General features: G+C 40.5%; 17 protein-coding genes. 13 read left to right on the plus strand and 4 right to left on the minus strand.

Annotation, left to right across the window (positions count from 1 at the left end; all coding sequences use genetic code 11):
- The first annotated feature begins 411 nt into the window (after positions 1–411).
- The 8 genes from KHS79_RS20635 to KHS79_RS20670 all read left to right on the plus strand — a co-directional run bounded on the left by KHS79_RS20635 (position 412) and on the right by KHS79_RS20670 (position 6,984).
- Positions 412–1,122 carry a WbqC family protein gene (locus tag KHS79_RS20635; protein ID WP_212721498.1) on the plus strand — a complete coding sequence of 237 codons (711 nt, stop codon included), beginning with the start codon at positions 412–414 and terminating at the stop codon, positions 1,120–1,122.
- Between the two features lies 1 nt (position 1,123).
- Positions 1,124–1,861: a class I SAM-dependent methyltransferase gene (locus KHS79_RS20640; protein WP_212721500.1), complete on the plus strand. Its 738-nt coding sequence runs from the start codon at positions 1,124–1,126 to the stop codon at positions 1,859–1,861.
- A gap of 17 nt (positions 1,862–1,878) precedes the next feature.
- Complete coding sequence (locus tag KHS79_RS20645; protein WP_212721502.1) at positions 1,879–2,730, plus strand: NAD-dependent epimerase/dehydratase family protein; 852 nt, start codon at positions 1,879–1,881, stop codon at positions 2,728–2,730.
- Entirely contained in the window at positions 2,723–3,709 is a 987-nt protein-coding gene (locus KHS79_RS20650; protein ID WP_212721514.1) for an ATP-grasp domain-containing protein, read from the plus strand. The genes KHS79_RS20645 and KHS79_RS20650 overlap by 8 nt, the downstream gene beginning before the upstream one ends.
- Positions 3,687–4,376, plus strand: coding sequence for a metallophosphoesterase family protein (locus KHS79_RS20655; RefSeq protein ID WP_212721527.1), 690 nt, complete (start codon positions 3,687–3,689; stop codon positions 4,374–4,376). Before KHS79_RS20650 ends, KHS79_RS20655 begins: the two co-directional genes overlap by 23 nt.
- 7 nt (positions 4,377–4,383) lie before the next feature.
- Positions 4,384–5,358 (plus strand): glycoside hydrolase family protein, encoded by a 975-nt coding sequence (locus KHS79_RS20660; RefSeq protein ID WP_212721529.1) that lies wholly within the window; start codon positions 4,384–4,386, stop codon positions 5,356–5,358.
- 10 nt (positions 5,359–5,368) lie between these two features.
- The gene (locus KHS79_RS20665) at positions 5,369–6,328 is read left to right on the plus strand and encodes a glycoside hydrolase family protein (protein WP_212721532.1); all 960 of its coding nucleotides are present in this window, start codon (positions 5,369–5,371) and stop codon (positions 6,326–6,328) included.
- 152 nt (positions 6,329–6,480) lie between these two features.
- Positions 6,481–6,984, plus strand: a complete 504-nt coding sequence (locus KHS79_RS20670; RefSeq protein WP_211233616.1) for a GNAT family N-acetyltransferase — start codon at positions 6,481–6,483, stop codon at positions 6,982–6,984.
- A 106-nt stretch (positions 6,985–7,090) separates the two neighbouring features.
- On the opposite strand, the gene KHS79_RS20675 is transcribed toward KHS79_RS20670, so the two are convergent.
- The 4 genes from KHS79_RS20675 to KHS79_RS20690 all read right to left on the minus strand — a co-directional run bounded on the left by KHS79_RS20675 (position 7,091) and on the right by KHS79_RS20690 (position 10,530).
- Positions 7,091–7,693, minus strand: coding sequence for a hypothetical protein (locus tag KHS79_RS20675; RefSeq protein ID WP_094787280.1), 603 nt, complete (start codon positions 7,691–7,693; stop codon positions 7,091–7,093).
- Positions 7,694–8,078: 385 nt separating this feature from the next.
- Positions 8,079–9,110 carry an asparaginase gene (gene ansA, locus KHS79_RS20680; RefSeq protein ID WP_212721537.1) on the minus strand — a complete coding sequence of 344 codons (1,032 nt, stop codon included), beginning with the start codon at positions 9,108–9,110 and terminating at the stop codon, positions 8,079–8,081.
- A 136-nt stretch (positions 9,111–9,246) separates the two neighbouring features.
- Positions 9,247–9,756: a hypothetical protein gene (locus KHS79_RS20685; protein WP_027707744.1), complete on the minus strand. Its 510-nt coding sequence runs from the start codon at positions 9,754–9,756 to the stop codon at positions 9,247–9,249.
- Between the two features lie 66 nt (positions 9,757–9,822).
- Complete coding sequence (locus KHS79_RS20690; RefSeq protein ID WP_212721547.1) at positions 9,823–10,530, minus strand: SDR family NAD(P)-dependent oxidoreductase; 708 nt, start codon at positions 10,528–10,530, stop codon at positions 9,823–9,825.
- A gap of 623 nt (positions 10,531–11,153) precedes the next feature.
- Here KHS79_RS20690 and ptsP point away from each other — a divergent pair.
- The 5 genes from ptsP to KHS79_RS20715 all read left to right on the plus strand — a co-directional run bounded on the left by ptsP (position 11,154) and on the right by KHS79_RS20715 (position 19,130).
- Positions 11,154–13,685: a phosphoenolpyruvate--protein phosphotransferase gene (gene ptsP, locus KHS79_RS20695; protein ID WP_233468533.1), complete on the plus strand. Its 2,532-nt coding sequence runs from the start codon at positions 11,154–11,156 to the stop codon at positions 13,683–13,685.
- Positions 13,686–13,748: 63 nt separating this feature from the next.
- Positions 13,749–15,524: a PTS glucose transporter subunit IIBC gene (ptsG, locus tag KHS79_RS20700; protein ID WP_027707741.1), complete on the plus strand. Its 1,776-nt coding sequence runs from the start codon at positions 13,749–13,751 to the stop codon at positions 15,522–15,524.
- 274 nt (positions 15,525–15,798) lie between these two features.
- Positions 15,799–16,452 carry a 50S ribosomal protein L11 methyltransferase gene (locus KHS79_RS20705; protein ID WP_212721550.1) on the plus strand — a complete coding sequence of 218 codons (654 nt, stop codon included), beginning with the start codon at positions 15,799–15,801 and terminating at the stop codon, positions 16,450–16,452.
- 498 nt (positions 16,453–16,950) lie between these two features.
- Positions 16,951–17,946 carry a penicillin-insensitive murein endopeptidase gene (locus KHS79_RS20710; protein ID WP_027709359.1) on the plus strand — a complete coding sequence of 332 codons (996 nt, stop codon included), beginning with the start codon at positions 16,951–16,953 and terminating at the stop codon, positions 17,944–17,946.
- Between the two features lie 95 nt (positions 17,947–18,041).
- Positions 18,042–19,130, plus strand: coding sequence for a HEAT repeat domain-containing protein (locus KHS79_RS20715; RefSeq protein WP_212721553.1), 1,089 nt, complete (start codon positions 18,042–18,044; stop codon positions 19,128–19,130).
- Positions 19,131–19,370 lie beyond the last annotated feature (240 nt).

The following is a 19,370-nucleotide window of genomic DNA, read 5'->3' on the forward strand; positions in this document are numbered from 1 at the left end:
ATTTAACACATCGTTAGGAGTATTTTGGGCTTGTAAATATCTAGAAAAGAGTGCCAACCTACTAATATTCTGAGTCATACTGTTATAAACACGTAGGCGTCACTGGTTGTGCAAGTTAATCAAACCACAAAAAAAATGTAATCTATGTTTTATTAATAATGTGAAATTGAGCAACTTTATGGTGTGGCAATTGTTATAGCTTGAACAATAGTGCTGTTGATTACAGAGTCAAATACCGCTTTGACTGGAGCTGATTTGGTCATTAGCAAGTAAATTTTGGACACTAAAAGAACAGTTAGTTTTGAGCTGAAATACAGGTTTAACAGGAGTGGACTATAGTGTTAACTATAAGGTTAAATTTTAACCACACTTAGGCTGTTTAATTTATATGCTAAGCTGATGAACCTTGTGATGAAAGTAGCCATTATGCAACCTTACCTGCTACCTTATATTGGTTATTTTCAATTAATAAACGTTGTTGATCAGTTTGTGATTTATGATCGTATTGAGTTTACTAAGAAAAGCTGGATCAAACGCAATCGTTATTTATCAAATCACCAGGCAAAGTATTTTTCGTTGCCAATAAAAAAAGACCATGATCATTTGTCTATTATTGAGCGGCAGCTTGCGCCAGATGCACAACAAGACTTAAATAAGTTACTGCGTCAGTTTGAACATGCCTATCATAAAGCGCCCTATTTATTGTATGTTAAGCCATTAATTAAGGATATTTTTACTGTAAAAAATTACAATTTATTTTGGTTTATTTTTCATTCCTTAACTAAAGTCTTAAGTTATTTGCATATTAAGACGCCCCTGATTGTTTCTTCAGATATTAAACAGATTGACCACAGCTTACGATCAGAACAAAAAGTAATCTCTATCTGTCAATCTTTGGGGGCTACGCAATATATTAATCCAATAGGAGGAAAACAGCTCTATAATCATTGTGCTTTCAACGCAGCAGGTATCAAGCTGGCTTTTTTAAAGCCCAACGCAATTGAGTATACCCAGCTTGGTAGTACTTTCGTGCCGTGGCTATCGATTTTAGATGTAATGATGTTCAATTCTATTGAGAAAATACAGCAACTGTTGCAACAGTTTACTTTGGAAACAGAATAATATGAGCAACCCACTTGATCAACTTGTTGCAGCCTATGATGATAGTAACCCCTACGCTTTTGATAATGAGATTATGCTGCATTGGTATGCCCATCGTATTGCCAAACTGGTTGGTGTTGTGCCGAGGCTTTTAGAGCTTGGTATAGGACATGGTATTGCCTCTGAAATGCTGTCTAAACAGGCTAGTTCTCATACGATTATTGAAGGTTCTGAATCGATTATTCAACGTTTTAAAAAGCAGTACCCTGGATGCACCAGCAATATTATACTGAGTTATTTTGAAGACTATTTGCCTCTTCACAACACGCTGTTTGATGTCATTGTTATGGGGTTTGTTTTGGAGCATGTTGATGATCCCCATGCTATTTTAACAAAATATAGACATTACCTTGCTCCTAGGGGCAGACTATTTATTGCTGTACCTAATGCAGATGTATTAAACCGGCGATTAGGTTTTTATATGGGGCTGCTTGATGACTTAAAGGAGCTGTCACCGAATGATATAGCCCTTGGTCACCAAAGATTTTATAACATAGACAGTATTTGCCAAGAAGTCCGCAAAGCAGGTTTTATTATTACTACGAAAGAAGGCATTTACCTAAAGCCGTTCACCAGTGAACAAATGAGATCCCTTAAGTTAAATCGTTCAGTTTATCATGCACTTTGTCAAGTTGGCATCGAATACCCTGAGTTATGTTGCGGCTTACTGATAGAAGCCTGTGTAGAACCATCACCGTAAAAGGAATTATATGGGTTATGAAGATTCTACTGACCGGTGGCAGCTCTTCATTAGCACAACAGCTTATTCCTTATTTGTCACGTTATGCTGATATTATTACGGTAGGACGGCGCCATTGTGATATTTATTTTGATTTAGAAAATCCTGTAGAAGACGGTATCGTAGATAGTATGGGTAACATATCAGTACTTATTCATACAGCGGCTTATTTTGGAAAGTCCGTAAAAGATAATCCAGAAGATGTTCTGAAAGCTGAAGCAATTAATGCTATAGGTACCTATAAAGTCTGTTTGCTTGCAGAAAAATTAAAAGTACAGCATGTTATTTATATATCGACTATTTTTACACTACTTGACCGTCACTCCCCCTTTTTTAATAGCTATGCATTATCTAAAAAGCATGGAGAAGAACTTGCTGCCTTTTTTTGTGCCGGATATAAAATTCCAATAACTATTTTGCGCCCCGCCCAGTTTTATGGAAGTGCTCAGTGTAAAAAACATCAGCCTTTTTTTTATAAGCTTTTAGATGATGTCTTTTTAGGTAAAACCATAGCGCTTTATGGCACAGGTAAAGCAAAACGAAATTATATACATATTGATGATGTCGCTCAAATTATTGACAAAGTGGTAAGACAACGGGTTGTTGGAACTTATCAATGCCTTCATCCTAAGAATATAAGCTACAAAGAGCTTGTCCAAACAGCCGTTGAGGTATGCCAAAGTAACAGTAAGCTTAAATTTAACCCTGATCAAACAGATGGACTGGATAATATATTTAGTTATGCGCCTACGCTCTATCAGCAAATTGGATTTGAACCCCAAATAACCCTTGCTGCAGGCATTAAAGATTATTATAAAAACTATGGATGAACAAACTGCAATCTTAGTCACTGGTGCCAGTGGCATTGTTGGGTATGGTATTCTTAAAACGCTTAAGGAAGCCCCTTTTCCTTTAACACTATTTGGATCATCAATTCATCCAGTGTCAGTTGCTAGTAAATTTTGCCATACCTTTATACAAGCACCAGCTACCAGTAATAGTGGTTACTTAAATTGGTTGTTGGAAACCGTCACAAACTTTAATATTCAGGCCATCATACCAGGAATAGAAGCTGATGTATTTTTTTTAAACAAGCACCGCCAACAACTTGCCGATAGTAACTGCTTTCCTTTACTTAATCAGGAAAAATTAATTAACCTTTGTCGAGATAAATGGCTTTTTTTTGAGTTTTTACAACATTATAACTTACCTTGCCTTATCCCTACCCAAAAATGGAACGGTAACATTAGCTCACTTAATCATGCCTCTTATCCTATATTGTTTAAACCAAGAGAAGGCTATGCTGGCAGGGGACATCAATTGGTTGAAAATAAAGCTGGCCTTTCTTCATTACCACCTTCATTTGTTGATACTTATATTGTTCAACCCTATATTGGAAACAAAGCGAAAGAGTATAGTGTTGCTGTATTTGGTGATGGTCAAGGTGACTTCTTTAATAAACTGTGTTTAAAGCGTACATTGTCTCCAATGGGATACACCGACTTCGGCCAATTTGTTGAGCTAAATGATATTGATAGCACTTTAAAAGCGCTATGCACTATTTTAAAACCATTGGGTCCTACAAACTTTCAGTTTAGGCTTCATAAAGGAGAGTATAAGTTACTCGAAGTTAATCCGAGGATATCATCTTCCACCTCAATACGTGCTTTGTTGGGCTATAATGAGGCTGTAATGGCACTGAATTACTTCTTAAAAGGACACAATCCACCATTACCTGTCATAAAACCTGGCTATGTTGTCCGTTACATTGAGGACTGTGTATTTTATGAAGATGGGAGTCATTTCTGACGTACATGGCAATTATGTAGCATTACAACGCGTTCTTAAAGCGTTAGAAACTGAAAGCGTTGATGCTATTTATTGTTTGGGTGATATTGTTGGTTATTACCCGCAAGTCAACGAGTGTTGTAGAGCGCTCAGACAACAGCATATCCATTGTATTATGGGAAATCATGACTGGTACATGGTGGGTGGATATTGCGCACGTTCGAAGAGTGTTAACATATGTATTGATTATCAACGTTCGATTATTGATGAAGACCATTTAAATTGGTTAAGCACGTTACCTCTGTATAGAACTGTTAATGACATACACATGTTGCATGGTGGATGGACAAATCCTCTAGATGAATACCTAAAACCTGAAGCAGCATATTTTTCCAAGCTTCGAGGACAGTTTTTTTTCTCTGGGCATACTCACAGGCAAATATTGTGTGACTATGGTGATCAAATTTATTGTAACCCTGGCTCAGTAGGTCAGCCTCGAGATAATGATCCAAGGGCAGCATATGCCATTTGGGATCATGGGGATATTCAATTATTCCGTATAGAGTATCCAGTAGATGAGGTATTTAAACTTATGAATAACGCCGGTTTTGATGATTATTATTATGGGTGTTTGTTAACAGGTGCTTCTCATTTATGCAAATTGCCTCCTGATTACAGAATATCGTAGGTTTAGTATGTTTGTATGGCAAAAGCTAGGACGCATTTTTGACCCTCAAACCGTTTACACTCTTTACTGGTTAAAACATTTTGCCCAATCCCCTACCCTTTTAAAATTAGGTGATCGTTTTCGTATTTTTTTTTCAAGTCGACCTGATCCTGATGAGTTTGGTAATTTTGTAAGTTACACAGGTTATTTAGACTTAAATAAACATGACTTTTTTGATATTCAATGTATTTCCGCTGAGCCTGTATTAAGTCTGGGTAAGTTAGGCTGTTTTGATGAGTTTGGTATTTACCCTGCCTGCATCGTTGGTCACGACAACCGTTATTGGCTTTTTTATGCGGGCTGGACCCGTTGTGAGGCTGTTCCATTCAACGCCGCTATAGGGTTGGCAGTCAGTGATGATGGACAACACTTTGAACGGCTGGGTGATGGCCCAATTATTAGTTATAGCATTGATGAGCCCTTTGTTATTGGTAGCCCTAGAGTACGCATTTTTAATCATCAGTGGTATATGTGGTATAGCGCCGGTGTTGAGTGGTTGCCAGCTTCACTACAGTGTTCGCGTCCTGAGCCTATTTATAAAATTAGGATGGCAGTTTCTGATGATGGTATAAATTGGCTGAAGCAAGGAAAACCTGTCATTCCAGATATTTTGGATGAGCACGAGTGCCAAGCCAGTGCTGATGTCACTTTTTTTGAGGGACTATACCATATGTTCTTTTCATACAGGTATACGACTAATTTTAAAAATGCAGCACGTGGCTATAGGATAGGATATGCTTATTCTGCAAACCTGTATGATTGGACAAGGGATGACTCTAAAGCAGGCATCAAACCTTCTACAACCGGTTGGGATGCTGAGAGTGTCAGTTATCCGCACATATTTGAGCATGATAATACGCTATATATGTTGTATCAGGGCAATGGCATTGGCAAAACAGGTTTTGGACTCGCTAGGTTGATTGATTATAAGGCTTTAAAATAAATCATATTATATGAAATGGCGAAAGTTAGGATTAATTTTTAATCCGTATAATCATAATTTACCTTTCGGATGTTTTGGTTATGCGCAAGCACCACAGGTATTAATACGGGAAAATAGTATCCGTATTTACTTTTCTCTGCGGAAAGTTGATCAGAATAATAAATACCTCAGCCATATTGCGTTTATTGATATGGATGAATCATTAACAAATATAACAGTGTTATCTCAACATACCGTGCTTGAACTTGGAAAACTAGGATGTTTTGATCAACATGGTATTTTTCCTCTTAATGTGCTCCATCATGGCAATAGAATTATAGGTTATACCAGTGGTATACATCGAAAACAGTCGGTGCCGATTGATACCGCTATCGGTTTTGTTGAAAGCTTTGATGGTGGAGATACGTTTCAAAGAGTGGGGCTTGGGCCAATACTCTCAGCTACACTTCACGAGCCTTGTATTATTGGAGATCCTTTTGTAAAGGTTATAAATGGTCAGTTTCATATGTGGTATATTTTTTCACCTGAGTGGCTACCTGCATCTAGAAAAAATATGATGCCTGAAAGAGTCTATAAAATAGCATATGCATACTCTGATGATGGACTCACCTGGCAACGAAGTGGAAGACAGATTATACCAGACAAGATTAATAAGTATGAATGCCAAGCACTACCTTCCTTGTTTTTTTTTAATCATCGTTTCCATTTGTTTTTTTGTTATCGACATGCCACAGATTTCCGCACAAACCCTTCATGTAGTTATCGAATTGGTTATGCTTATTCTGATGATCTTGAACATTGGTATAGAGATGATGAGAATGTAGGTATAGATGTGTCTAAGACTGGTTGGGATTCAAATATGCAGTGTTACCCTCATGTTTTTGTTAACGATGGAAATGTCTATATGTTGTACAATGGCAATGACTTTGGTAGGGAAGGTTTTGGTTTGGCGGTATTAGAACAGATATAGTTTTAGTTAAGTAATTTTTATTAGAATAAATGTTAGGATGGTCTATATTACATTTAGATTCACTACTTTGATAATGTTTTTATGGCGCGAATACGTCTTACTGGTAAGATCTGTGTAAAGAGAAGATAAATGAAACGGTTAGGAGTTTGCTTGTGAGTTCATCTTTTCAACTCGATGATTCTCGAATATCACTGCGCTGGGCAAAACCAGAAGACATCCCTCTTATTCACTCCATGATTAAAGGCTTAGCTGACTATGAGCAGCGCCCACATGATATGATCGCTAAGCCAGAAAACCTGCATGACTGCCTATTTGGAGAGTCTCCTCTTGCAGAAACAATTCTTGCATTCAATCAAAGTCAACCTGCTGGTTTTGCTTTATTTCAAACCTTATACAGTACCTTTTTAGGGAAGCGTTATATCTATTTAGAAGATATTTTTATTCTCCCTGAGTTTCGTGGCAACGGTATAGGTAAACATCTGTTTACTTCACTAGCGAGAGTTTGCTTATCGCGTGGTTACGCCGGTATGGAATGGAGTGTACTTGATTGGAATGACCCGGCTATTAGCTTTTATAAAGCCATTGGTGCTACTAAAGCATCGGGGCATTTACATTATGCGTTGACAGGTAATGCTCTTCGTCGGCTAAGTAAATAAAGCCGTTAAAAGTTTATTTAATCCTGTTTACTGTAACAGCAAGCTATAAAAACAAGGTGTATTGCAAATACACCTTGCTCTACTATATAACATTTACATGTAACACTTACTGCATACAGGCTTTTTTCCGCTGAGGACACCAAACCAACAAAACTGACAGCATAAGGCCTAAGCTCAATGGTTCACTGACCACACTGGCGGTGAGCAACTGTACCTCATCAATGAGTAACTGGCCTTTACCAGGCATACCAAATCCTTGATAGCCAAATGCCTGGTTAAAAGGAGTTCCATCGCTGTCAAAGGTGTATGTAAATGTATGCCATTTTCCAATTTCACCTGTCAGATCTAAGCGTTCAGATACCGATATACCATTGTCCAGCATAAGAAAAGTAGCTGCGACATTGGCATCAGTAATTAACCATTTAAACTGAAGCTTATCACCAGCATGCCACGTCAGCATATTGTTGAGTAAGGCACTGCTAGTAGGCAGGCTAGCCATATACGCCCCTTCGGCAGCTTTGTAATGCCTTCCATCTTGCGATATTACATCTTTAACAGCAGCTACTGGTTCGGGGTTAGCATCATAATACCAGCCATCATCTATATCTGCTGACTCAAAACCACCATTTCGAATAATCCCAGCCTGTACTGTTGATGCACTCAAAAGTGCTACAGCAATAACCACAAAGCTGGCAAGTTGTTTTTTCATGATCCTATCTCAAGGTAAAAAGTCCATATTGAATACATGAAACCAACCCAGGTAAAACGCCACCCGCCCCTGCCAGCATTTAATTTTTATCATCATCCTTGTTGGCAATAATATAGTATGTGGCTTCATCCCTGATGTTGAACATGTAACCACGCAGTTTTACTACCATTGAATTTTTAAAAGTGTGCAGGCAACTTATTACAGCTTTTTATACAGCTTTGTTTATATACCCTTCACTCACTATCTTTATAATTCAGTAGTAGTACTACGCGTGTCAGTATTTCATAAGTTGTAGGAAAAAACTGTCGTAAATTCCACATTTTAGCCTTGATACTTAATAACTTGCTTAAATAGTTAATATCAGTGCTTGTAGCTAAGTTGTTATTTAAAGGTGCGCTGTCAACTCGCCTCTTAAATTCTGTTGAATTAACTGCTCTACTTGCTGAGATGAATAACCTTTACCAAATAAGTAGAATAATTTTGTGAGCGCTGCTTCAGGCGTCATATCATAGCCACTCACCACCCCCGCAGCAGCCATACCTGTTCCTGTCGCATAACCTGTGATATTTACACGTCCCGACCAACACTGCGTGCAATCAACTAATACCACACCTCGTTGATGTGCTTCTTGCAGTGCTGCCACAAACTGGGGATCTGCACTAGGCCCATTACCCACACCATAGGCTTGTATCACTGCCCCTTTGAGGGGAGCCTGTAAAAAGTTACTGACGACCTCTGCCGTGATTCCAGGAAAAAGCCAAAGAATCCCTACATAAGGATCCATTTCTTTGTGTAGGCTTAAGCCACCATGTTCAATTGTTGGCTCTGCGCGAACTAGTTGTTGGTTAACCTCAATATTGATACCGGCAACAGCCAATGGAGGATAATTGGGCGAAGCAAAGGCTGACAAATTATCACAATGCGCTTTAACTGCACGACAACCACGGTATAAATACTGGTCAAAGTAAAGCGATACTTCAGGAATTGATTCATGAGCTGCGATGAGGAGGGAATTGGTTAAGTTACGGATGGCATCTGTCCGAGGTTCAACCATAGGTATCTGTGAACCTGTAAATACGACAGGTTTATGTAAATTTTCCAACATAAAGGATAGTGCAGATGCACTATATGCCATTGTATCCGTACCATGCAAAACAATAATCCCATCGTAGTCATCAATGCGCTGTGCTACCTCTTCAGCAATCATCACCCAATTACGTGGAGTCATATTTGACGAGTCTAACAAGGGTGAAAATTCGTAGATGTCATATTGAGGCATAATATCACTATGAAAAACCGGGTTATTTTGCATCATCTCAGCTAAAAAACCCGGTGCCGGTGCCCAACCACTGGCCGTCTTTTTCATACCAATGGTGCCACCAGTATAAGCGATAAAAACTTTCTTCTTGCAAGACATGCATTGCTCCATGATTAATGACTTACCATTGTGTCACTGACACGTAAGGCATAACCTCGTCACGGTTATTATGGCGCGCATTGTAAAGAGGCTAATAATAAATTCCTACCCTCTTATGAAAGGCTGTATGCCAAGTCTATACCTGAACTGCTCGCCCCAAATAAACCGAGCCTTCATTCACACGGATCGCCAACTCTGGCAAAATTTTTAACAATACGGCTTGTGGCGACAGATTTTGTTCTCGAGCATGATCCAGACGATGAAACAAGTCTTGTAACTCTCCCTCCAGAACATGAACGCCATCACCCGCTAATGTAAAGAAGAAGTCATTACCATATTCTTCTGGCTCATATTCAATAGCATTAAAGTATGAAAAAAAACGCTGAGCACCTGCCTTTGCTAGCGCTTGAATTAAATCACTTGAAGCAATTCGACCACTGTCCAATTCCCACCAAATACATGTCAAACCACTCTCTCCTACTGACTCTATGCAATCCGGACAAGGTACCTCTGCAATTTCAAGAGGACGAGGGTTTGTTTTTTCTGAACTGTTTTTATGCTGTAACTGATGTAAAAGCACTGCCACGCGGTTACGTGTGACGTCATCATTAAAAAGTGCATGAAGGGCCACCGATAATGCAGACATAATGAGAGTCTTCCCTATTTTCAATTTTTTGTGGTAAGTAGACGTCCCTGTTCAACAACTAAGAATTTACCTCTTTTGTTTATTAATGACTATATCTGCCGTGTAACAACTAGGCATTTCCTGTAAATTTGCCATAATTACACTCGCTACCTCATCAGGATTCATATAGTGTGAATACTGATCATGGTTAACGCTATGCGCTTGCCAAAAGTCTGTTTTCATACCACTGGGATACACACCCACTACTTTTATATTAGTATCAGCAAGTTCCGCTCGTAAGGCCTCAGTAAAGCCTCGACATCCCCACTTCATTGCACAGTAGACTGTTTCATTGGCTTTTCCTATTTGAGCAGCACTGGACATCACGTTTATCAGTAATCCTGGTGTATGCTGACGACACATTAAACCTATAGCAGCTTGTGCTACTAGCATCATGCTGAGCAAATTATCATTTACCATTTGCTGTATCGCTGCTTGATTATACTCCCCTATGGGACCAAACTTGCCCGAACCTGCACAGCAAAAAACCTTAGTAAATGGCTCTTGCCAATTAGCCAGTGTAGAAAATATTTGCTTCACATCCTTTTCACACGATAAATCCACTTGAAAGGGAGTAACCTGCTTATACTGTGCGGCTAACTTCTCAAGCTTACTCTCAGTTCTTCCTAGTGCTGCCACATGATAACCCTGGGTGGTTAACTGTGCTGTTAGCGCAGAGCCTAGACCACTTCCAGCCCCTGTAACAATTGCATTCTTGTTTTCCACTACTGACATAAAAAGGCTTACTCCACTTACATTTCAGTCAATCTGTCCATGATGCGAGGTGCTTTACTTCCTTTCTTCTTTTTCTACGCTATGCCACATCTTATGTATAGTTATTTCTATATCAGTTAATCCATTTTAAAACTACTTTCTGGATCAGTAGATCTACGTTACTGTTTTGTGAATTCAACCAGTAGCTGTTCGCTAATCCCTTATTGTGTTAGTGAAGATAGGTACATTACTATACACCACGCTTCACTTCCCTAGAAAAACTGCTATGGACCTGTTTTAGATAAGCACTAAGTTTTCATCTATTTCATCCATTGTTAAATTAAATATATCTTTACAAATACCTCGCCTTTTTTACGTTAGCATCTTCTAAGCAACAAAAAAGATGCTTTGTCTTCCTTTGTAATATTTCTGTTACAAAGCTAAGTTTAGTTGAGTATATCCTTACACTTTGTTTCTTAGCTCATCCTGCTTAATTGCGATAAATCAAGTATTTTAAGGGTAACGGTGCCTACACTGAATTTACTAAATTAAGCAGCAATCAAGACTGTATATAACAATATCCGCAGCATGCCTTGCCCAAAAATGGCTTTTAATCCGTGTGGGTATGGAAGGAGATGTTAATAATGCCCCAAGCAGTTTCTGCCAAGAAAATTGTCCTTAAAGCCCCCTTTACGGGATATTTACTTCCCATTACCGAAGTACCAGACCCTGTGTTTTCACAAAAAATGGTTGGCGATGGTATTTCAATTGACCCTGTCACTAATTGCTTACTGGCACCTTGTAGAGGTGAAATAAGTCAGCTTCACTCAGCAAATCATGCAGTCACCATTGCCACTGACGACGGTATCGAAGTCATGATACATATCGGCTTGGAAACGGTAATGCTGAAAGGAGAAGGCTTTAAACCGCTCGTAAAAAAAGGCGATAAAGTAAAAGCAGGTGATGCTCTGATTGAGTTTGATATGGATATTGTAGCGACTAAAGCTGCAAGCCTACTCACTCAAATTGTTATCACAAATAGTGATCAGGTGGCTAAGTTTCAATACGCCGAAGGTCCTGTTGAAGCTAACCGTGACACCGTATTAACTCTTCATCTAGGAGAATATACTGAATCTGCCGCCGCAGCTCCTAGTGAAACGGTTACTACTGAGTCTTTTCCAATCCCTAACCCTTCTGGCTTGCATGCCCGCCCCGCGGCAGTGCTTAGCAGTATTGCTAAAAAATATAAGTCAGCCGTTCATCTCCATAAAGGAGACCAGCAAGCTAATGCCAAGTCCGTTGTAGCCATTATGGGACTGGATGTTGGCAACAATGAAATCGTTTACCTTTCTGCCTCTGGTGAAGATGCTGAAGCAGCCTTAGCAGAAGTCAAGAATGCCATGTTAGACGGGCTGGGAGAAAAAGGTGCGGAACCTGTTAAGAAAAAGCGGGTACCACATGGTGTCAAACCTCTCCCTGAAACCAGCAATGATCCTAACCTGCTATGTGGAGTAAGCGCCTCTCCAGGCCTGGCTCATGGCTTTATCGTTCAGAAAAAACAGCAACAATTTGACATTCCAGAAAGAGGTGAAGCACCTGCTATTGAACGTCAAATGTTACAAACGGCTATTGAGCATAGTAAGCAACAGCTTTTAGCTCTCCAGCACAAAATGGCTGCCGATGGTGATGCTGAAAATGCCAAAATATTTGAAGCCCATTGTGAGCTGTTAGATGACCCTGATTTACTTGATATCGCTAATGACGCTATTGATCAAAACAAAAGTGCTGCTTTTGCCTGGCAAGGTGCTGTCAATACGCATGTTAAAGTACTGTCCTCTCTTAGCAATGACTTAATGGCTCAGCGTGCTAACGATTTAAGAGATGTTGGTCGTCGTGTACTGAGCTGCCTACTGGGTGAAGAAGAAAGCCATATAGAACTACCTGAGAATGCTATCTTAGTCGCAGAGGACTTAACTCCATCCGACACCGCAAACTTAGACCGTAGCAAAGTTATTGGACTTTGTACCGTACTGGGTGGAACCTCCTCACACGCAGCAATTATTGCCCGCTCTCTAGATGTGCCCTATGTTGCTGGCCTGAATGAACGCTTACTCGAAGTGGCTAACAACACTCCAGCGATCTTAGATGGTGGAAAAGGTGAGCTTCGCCTAAACCCTGATCAAGCAACAATTGATGAAGCTATTGCTCGCAAAAAGGCTATTGCTAAGAAGCGTCAAGCAGACTTAGCAGCCGCAAATGACCCTGCAGTAACCACTGATGGCCATCGTATTGAAGTGGCGGCTAATATTGGTAATGAGCAGGAAGCTGTTGAAGCCGTTAAAATGGGCGGTGAAGGCGTTGGTCTATTACGCTCTGAGTTTCTTTATCTTGACCGCACTACCGAGCCTAGTGAAGAAGACCAATTCACTATTTATAGCAACATCGCTAATACCCTTGGAAAGAATCGTCCACTTATCATCCGTACGCTGGATGTAGGTGGTGATAAACCCCTACCCTACTTGCGCTTACCTGACGAAGAAAACCCCTTTTTGGGACAGCGTGGTATCCGGATTGGCCTTGCCTACCCAGATATTCTCCGTACTCAAATTCGGGCAATCTTAAAAGCCGCTAACGGCTGTAAGATGCGCATTATGTTTCCAATGATTGCTAACCTTGACGAACTCCGCCAAGCAAAAGCAATGATTCGGGAAGAGCAAGAGAAACTAAATGTTGGCTCCGTTGAAATAGGAATCATGGTTGAAGTGCCTGTTACTGCAGTGATGGCAGAGCAGTTTGCCCGTGAAGTTGACTTTTTCTCAATCGGCACCAACGACCTTACTCAATACACCCTCGCGATGGATCGGGGACACCCCGAACTGGCAGCGAAAATTGATAGCCTCCATCCAGGTATTTTGCGCCTGGTAAAACAAACGGTTGAAGGTGCTCACCAGCATGGCAAATGGGTAGGAGTATGTGGTGCTGTTGCTTCTGATCCTCAGGCAGTACCTCTACTTGTCGGGCTAGGTGTTGATGAGTTGAGTGTCAGTGTTCCTTGTATACCTGAAATAAAAGCTCAGATTAGAGGCCTCAAACTTGCTGACTGTCAGCAGTTAGCAGAGAAAGCCCTCAATCTTGAGTCTGCAGCCGAAGTAAGAAAAATTAATTTAGAAAAATGAAATGAGCAGTACAAAACAATTTAAATAAAAAAGCAGTTTCCTTGAAAAAGGAAGGAGGACACAATGATTGACTTCAAGTCTTCTTTTGCATTCTTGCAAAAGATCGGTAAGGCGCTGATGCTACCAGTATCAGTACTACCGGTAGCAGGTATTCTGTTAGGCGTCGGTGCCGCAGATTTCACTTGGTTACCAGAAATGCTCTCCAGTGTAATGGAGCAAGCGGGTGGTGCTATTTTTGGCAACCTGCCACTAATCTTTGCCATCGGTGTAGCATTAGGCTTAACCCAGAATGACGGGGTTGCCTCTCTAGCAGCCGTTGTAGGATATGCTGTACTTCTAGGTACGATGGGTGTTATCTCTGGTGCTAACGGTGTTGAAACCAAAGCCATTATGGGGATCAACTCCATAGATACTGGGGTATTTGGTGGTATAGCCATAGGTGGTATTGCGGGAGGCTTATTCAACAAGTTCTACCGCATAAAGCTTCCCCAGTACTTAGGCTTTTTTGCCGGTAAGCGCTTTGTGCCAATCGTGACCGCATTTGCTGCCATCGCATTAGGTGCCGTCTTAAGCTTCATTTGGCCTCCTATTGGCGGCGCGATCAAAAGCTTCTCTCACTGGGCAGCGAGTGAAAGCCCTGGCCTTGCCTTCACCATCTACGGGGTTGTCGAGCGCTCATTAATTCCTTTCGGTTTACACCATATCTGGAACGTACCTTTCTTCTTCGAAGTGGGTGAGTTTGTTAACAGCGCAGGTGAAACTGTTCGTGGTGAAATCCACCGTTATATCGCTTATGATCCAACCGCAGGAAACTTAGCGGGTGGCTATCTGTTCAAAATGTGGGGTCTACCTGCAGCTGCTATTGCTATTTGGCATACCGCTAAGCCTGAAAACCGTGCCAAAATTGGCGGTATCATGATGTCAGCCGCGTTGACTTCATTCCTGACAGGTATCACTGAGCCTATCGAGTTTGCCTTCCTGTTTGTTGCTCCTGTTCTATATGCTATCCATGCTTTATTAGCTGGTGCAGCTTTCTACACTTGTATCGCTCTGGGTATCAAACACGGTACTACCTTCTCTCATGGCTTGATTGATTACATAGTACTGTTTAATCAATCTTCAAATGCACTGTGGTTCTTAGTAATTGGACCTCTCTGGGCAGCTGTTTACTACTTCGTATTCCGCACAGTAATCGTCAAATTTAATTTGAAAACACCTGGTCGTGAAGATGAAGTTGTGGGGCATACTCTGGAAGAAGCTCATGCAGATGGAGCCTTTGCCTTCTCTAAACAGCTTGTTATCGCTTTCGGTGGTAGACAAAACATCACCAGCCTTGATGCATGTATCACTCGTCTACGCATCTCAGTCAACGATGTAGCGAAAGTTGATCAAGCTAAACTAAAAGCCTTAGGTGCTGCTGGCTGTGTTGTAGTCGGTAACGGGGTTCAAGCAATCTTTGGTCCTCAGTCTGAGAACTTCAAGACAGATATGGAAGAATATCTGAAAAACTCATCAGCCGATGATGAAGTTGTTACACCTGTAGCTGCAACTTCAGCTGAAGGAGTACCCACCAGCCCAAAGGCGCATGACCCCAGCGTACCAGAAAAAGTTAAAAACTTTATTCTAGCGTTGGGGGGAGCCTCCAATATCAGTAACGTTGAATGCTGTGCAACAACACGTCTACTGATAGAAGTAAAAGATGGTAACGCTGTTGATACAGCTACCCTTGAACAAGCTGGTGCAAATGGGGTTGTTAAACTTGATAACAACAAATTGCACTTACTTGTTGGCTTAAATGCTGAAGCATTTGCCAAAGAAATGAGTAACCAACTCGTATAACTACTTGGAGCATTAACCTTTGAGGGGCATTTGCCCCTCTTTTTTTTGCTTACGTATTTTTATGCCACCTCATTTGTAATTTCCAAGTAAATGTGATTACATAATGGTGTTCATTTGTTAGGTCAAATATATTAAAGCGGGTGAAGTCTATTACTCCATCCGTTATTTTTTTATTCATATTTTATCTTTCCCTGGTTATCTCCTTTCTCCTAATCTAACCCTAATAGTCAAAATGGAATCAAAGAAAGCACCTGATTAATCACAGGGAGCAATCGTGCGTATTCCAGAAAATATTTCTCAAGAAACCTATTGCCAACTCTGGCTCACAGCGAATCAACAGCGCTTCACTAAAAGTTATAGCGTTGCCAATATTCCCATCATTGTTTATCAACAAGTTTTTTGTCCAAGCACGGAGCTGACCCACTCTACTAGTTTTCTATTAACTAAACTGCCTGACCTCTCTGAAAAAGTTGTGCTTGATCTTGGAACTGGTAGTGGTATTTTAGCGCTTTACTCAGTATTTCAGGGGGCCAGAAAAGTCGTTGCTTGTGATATTGACCCAGTAGCCATTGCAAACTGCAAAGAAAATATTGCCCGACACCAAGTAGATAATATTTGTGTTTATCAGGGTTATCTCTTTGAAGCATTACCAGCAAACAGCAAGCTTTTTGATGTAATCATTGCCAACCTTCCAATCCTTGAAGGTGGCTGGGATTATTTAACTATTAACATAAAAAAACTATATGATGACTTTTTAAGTCAAGTCCACTTTTATCTAAAGACTAACGGTCAATGCTATTTAAGCTTCGCGAGCTTTGGTGACTATCAGACATTAAGTGGATTAGACACATCTCCACTTTATTGGCATTTACACCAAGCCTATCGATTTGGTTGCTATTGGCAGGTATTTGAAGCAACGAAAACCTAGTGCCTAACAGTAAAAACTGAAACTATTCTTATACCTTGCTTTTAACCAATCCATTTTTTCAAAGAGCCATTCCTAAAACAGCTGCATCTAGTTGCCCCGAAACAGTAATTGTCCTGCACATTAGAAATGTGTGGATACATCCAGGCTTATAACCATTCGAGCCTTGCAATATCGCAGATATTACGAGACTTAAGTTGCAAAATTTTAGAGACATCAATAGCAGATTGATTAATAAGTTTTATAAAAAAATAACAATTGAACAGTCTGTTACATACTTCATATACATTCTTTTCTTTTATTTGCACTCTATACACCTACCAACTCAATCAACACTACACGTATCAGTAAAAGCATGCATTTACCCCCATATGGCAAAAACCACAAGCAATACAACACAGTTAAAAAAATACGGGGGATTTGTCGTATCGTTTTTCTGGGGTGTTCGCGATTTCAATTATTTTTCAAACATGAGTCGCTGTTGGCAATAGGTCTTAATTTATGCAAGTGAAGTTAACTGCTAGCAGAGCATTACTACAAAAATTAACCCTAGTATTGCTGTATTCTTTTAGCTTAATCAGTGTTAGCGCATATGGTGGTCAGAGCATTAAGGTCAACGCGACAGCACTTAATGTGAGAAGCGGGCCTGGTACTCAACATAAGATCATCGGTCGTATCAGTCAAGATCAGGTCTATGTATCCATTGCTAAAAGCAGTGGCTGGCACAAAATCTGGATTAATAATCAGGCTGGCTGGGTTTATGGTCAGTATGTTGTTTCAAGCAGCTTACCAAATGGCGTTGTTACCGCAACACAGTTGAAAGTTCGAAGTGGTCCCGGCACCTCTTATCGTGTTGTAAACTTAACGAGCAAAGGGGCCGAATGGGCTTACTCTATAAAACGCGGGCCTTGGTTTAAGATATTTTTTAATGGCAATGAACGTTGGGTTCATGGCAAATACTTAAACGGTGTTAGCTCCTCCCGTCCTAAATCCAAAACCAGTTTTATCCAAATGCCTGCAGGAGGCCGTGGCTTTTATACTTATACATCAGCTAAACGTGCTTGGGGAAAGCCTAGATTAGTTTATGGACTGCAACGTGTTGCCGCCGCGTGGAAAAAAGAGAAGCCAACCTGGGGAGAAATTGGGATTGGTGATATATCCTTTCAAAAAGGTGGTTTTATTCGAGGCCATGCAAGTCACCGTAAAGGTATAGATGTTGATATTCGGCTTATTAGAAAAGACGGGCTTCGCCAAGGCTCAACGATTTATAAAAATAGTTATTCATACAAACGCAGCCGAGAATTTCTTAATAGCTATCTGCAAAAATACTTCAAAGTTAACTTAGTCTTTTTCAATGACAAAAACATGTTCAGCATGCTACCTCGTTATGCAGGTAAGCGAAGAGCTGAATGCCGGCAGAAACCCGGTAAGTCTGGCTTATCATACGTCATGTGTTGGCCAAACCACCATGATCATTTTCATTTAAGAATAAATTAACACGTTATGACAGTTTTCAGGATGAACACTCAACGCATGTTCATCTTAAGCATATATCTTAAAGGAAGAGAGTGTCTCAGTCGTAGGAGATTAAAATGAACCTGAACATGAAGCTTAGCGCAACTGTGTTATGCTCTTCGTTGATCAGTACTGTAGTTGGTTTTTATTTGGGACATTCAAGCACTACCACAACACCAGCAGTCCCTCCCTCTCCTGCTGTAGTTCAATCAGATACCACTATTAATACGTGTTCTGATCCTAACATATCGGCTATTACTCTCGCTGAAAACAAGCCAGATTTAACAACTCCCATCCCCAAGCCTGAAGTTGAAGCACAAACATCAGAAGTGACTGAACCACCCAAGGCTTTAATGGCTAAGGATTTATTTGGTCAATTAGAAGAAGCCCTTAATCAACCATCACCTTATGCAGAAAGCATTCAAAGTGCGCTTCAAGCACAGCTGTTGTATGAAATGAGCCATAACCCAGCTGCACTAAAATGGGCTATTACACAGTTTAAAAATGGGTTAAATTCAGAAACAGGTCAGATCTTAGGCGCTTTACTGGGTGTCATTCAAGATCCTGAAGTTGAAGCGGCATCCCTAGAGCTTGTGGAAGGAAGCACATCAGAAGAGAAAATTGCCGGGTTAGAGCTAATGGCAAGGCTGGGTATCTATGGAGAAAAACAGCGAGGCCATGTTATCAAGCTTCTTTCCAGTACAGCCAATAAAAACGTTATGGGGGCAGCCCTTTATGCGTTACCAAAACATCCTGCAAGCCCACAAGAAACAACTCAAATAATTAATACCTTAAAACCATTAACGCAAAATGATGATCCTGAGTTACGTCGACGCGCAATGATCGCTGTTGCTAACTGGGCTAATGATAGGGAAAACCTTGACCCGGTTGTTGACGCATTACAGGACAACTCAGCAGATGTTCGTGCTGGTGCCGCTTTTGCCCTTGCACAATCTCGATACTCAGATCAATCTGTTGCCAGTGCACTTGCAGATCTTGTTAAAAATGATGATGAAGACTGGGTTGTACGAGAAATTGCCTGGCAAGCACTTGCTGACCTTCCCATGTCAGAAACTCACTATAAGGTCTTTGAGAAGTTTCAAGCAGAGTTAGATGCTTCTGCTGAAGTGGAAACTGCATCGACCACAGAACCTGTGGCTCCTTAAACAGGTAAAGCAAGCTACCGCTAGAATTAACTGCTACTCTGATTACTCATGGAGGTGTGGTCATTATTAGTATATATACCCAATACGAATGGTTTTTAGGTGCGGCCATCGAGTGACGAAGCCCCATGAGTCTATATTACCCATGAGCCTATATTAATAGGTGATTGGGGTGAGGAATGAAGATAACAAAACCTAGAAATCATTCGTGAAGGGTATAGTTAATTCATGAAGCCGTTTATT

This window comes from Zooshikella ganghwensis (assembly GCF_018263875.1).
GTDB classification, from domain to species: Bacteria; Pseudomonadota; Gammaproteobacteria; order Pseudomonadales; family Zooshikellaceae; genus Zooshikella; species Zooshikella ganghwensis.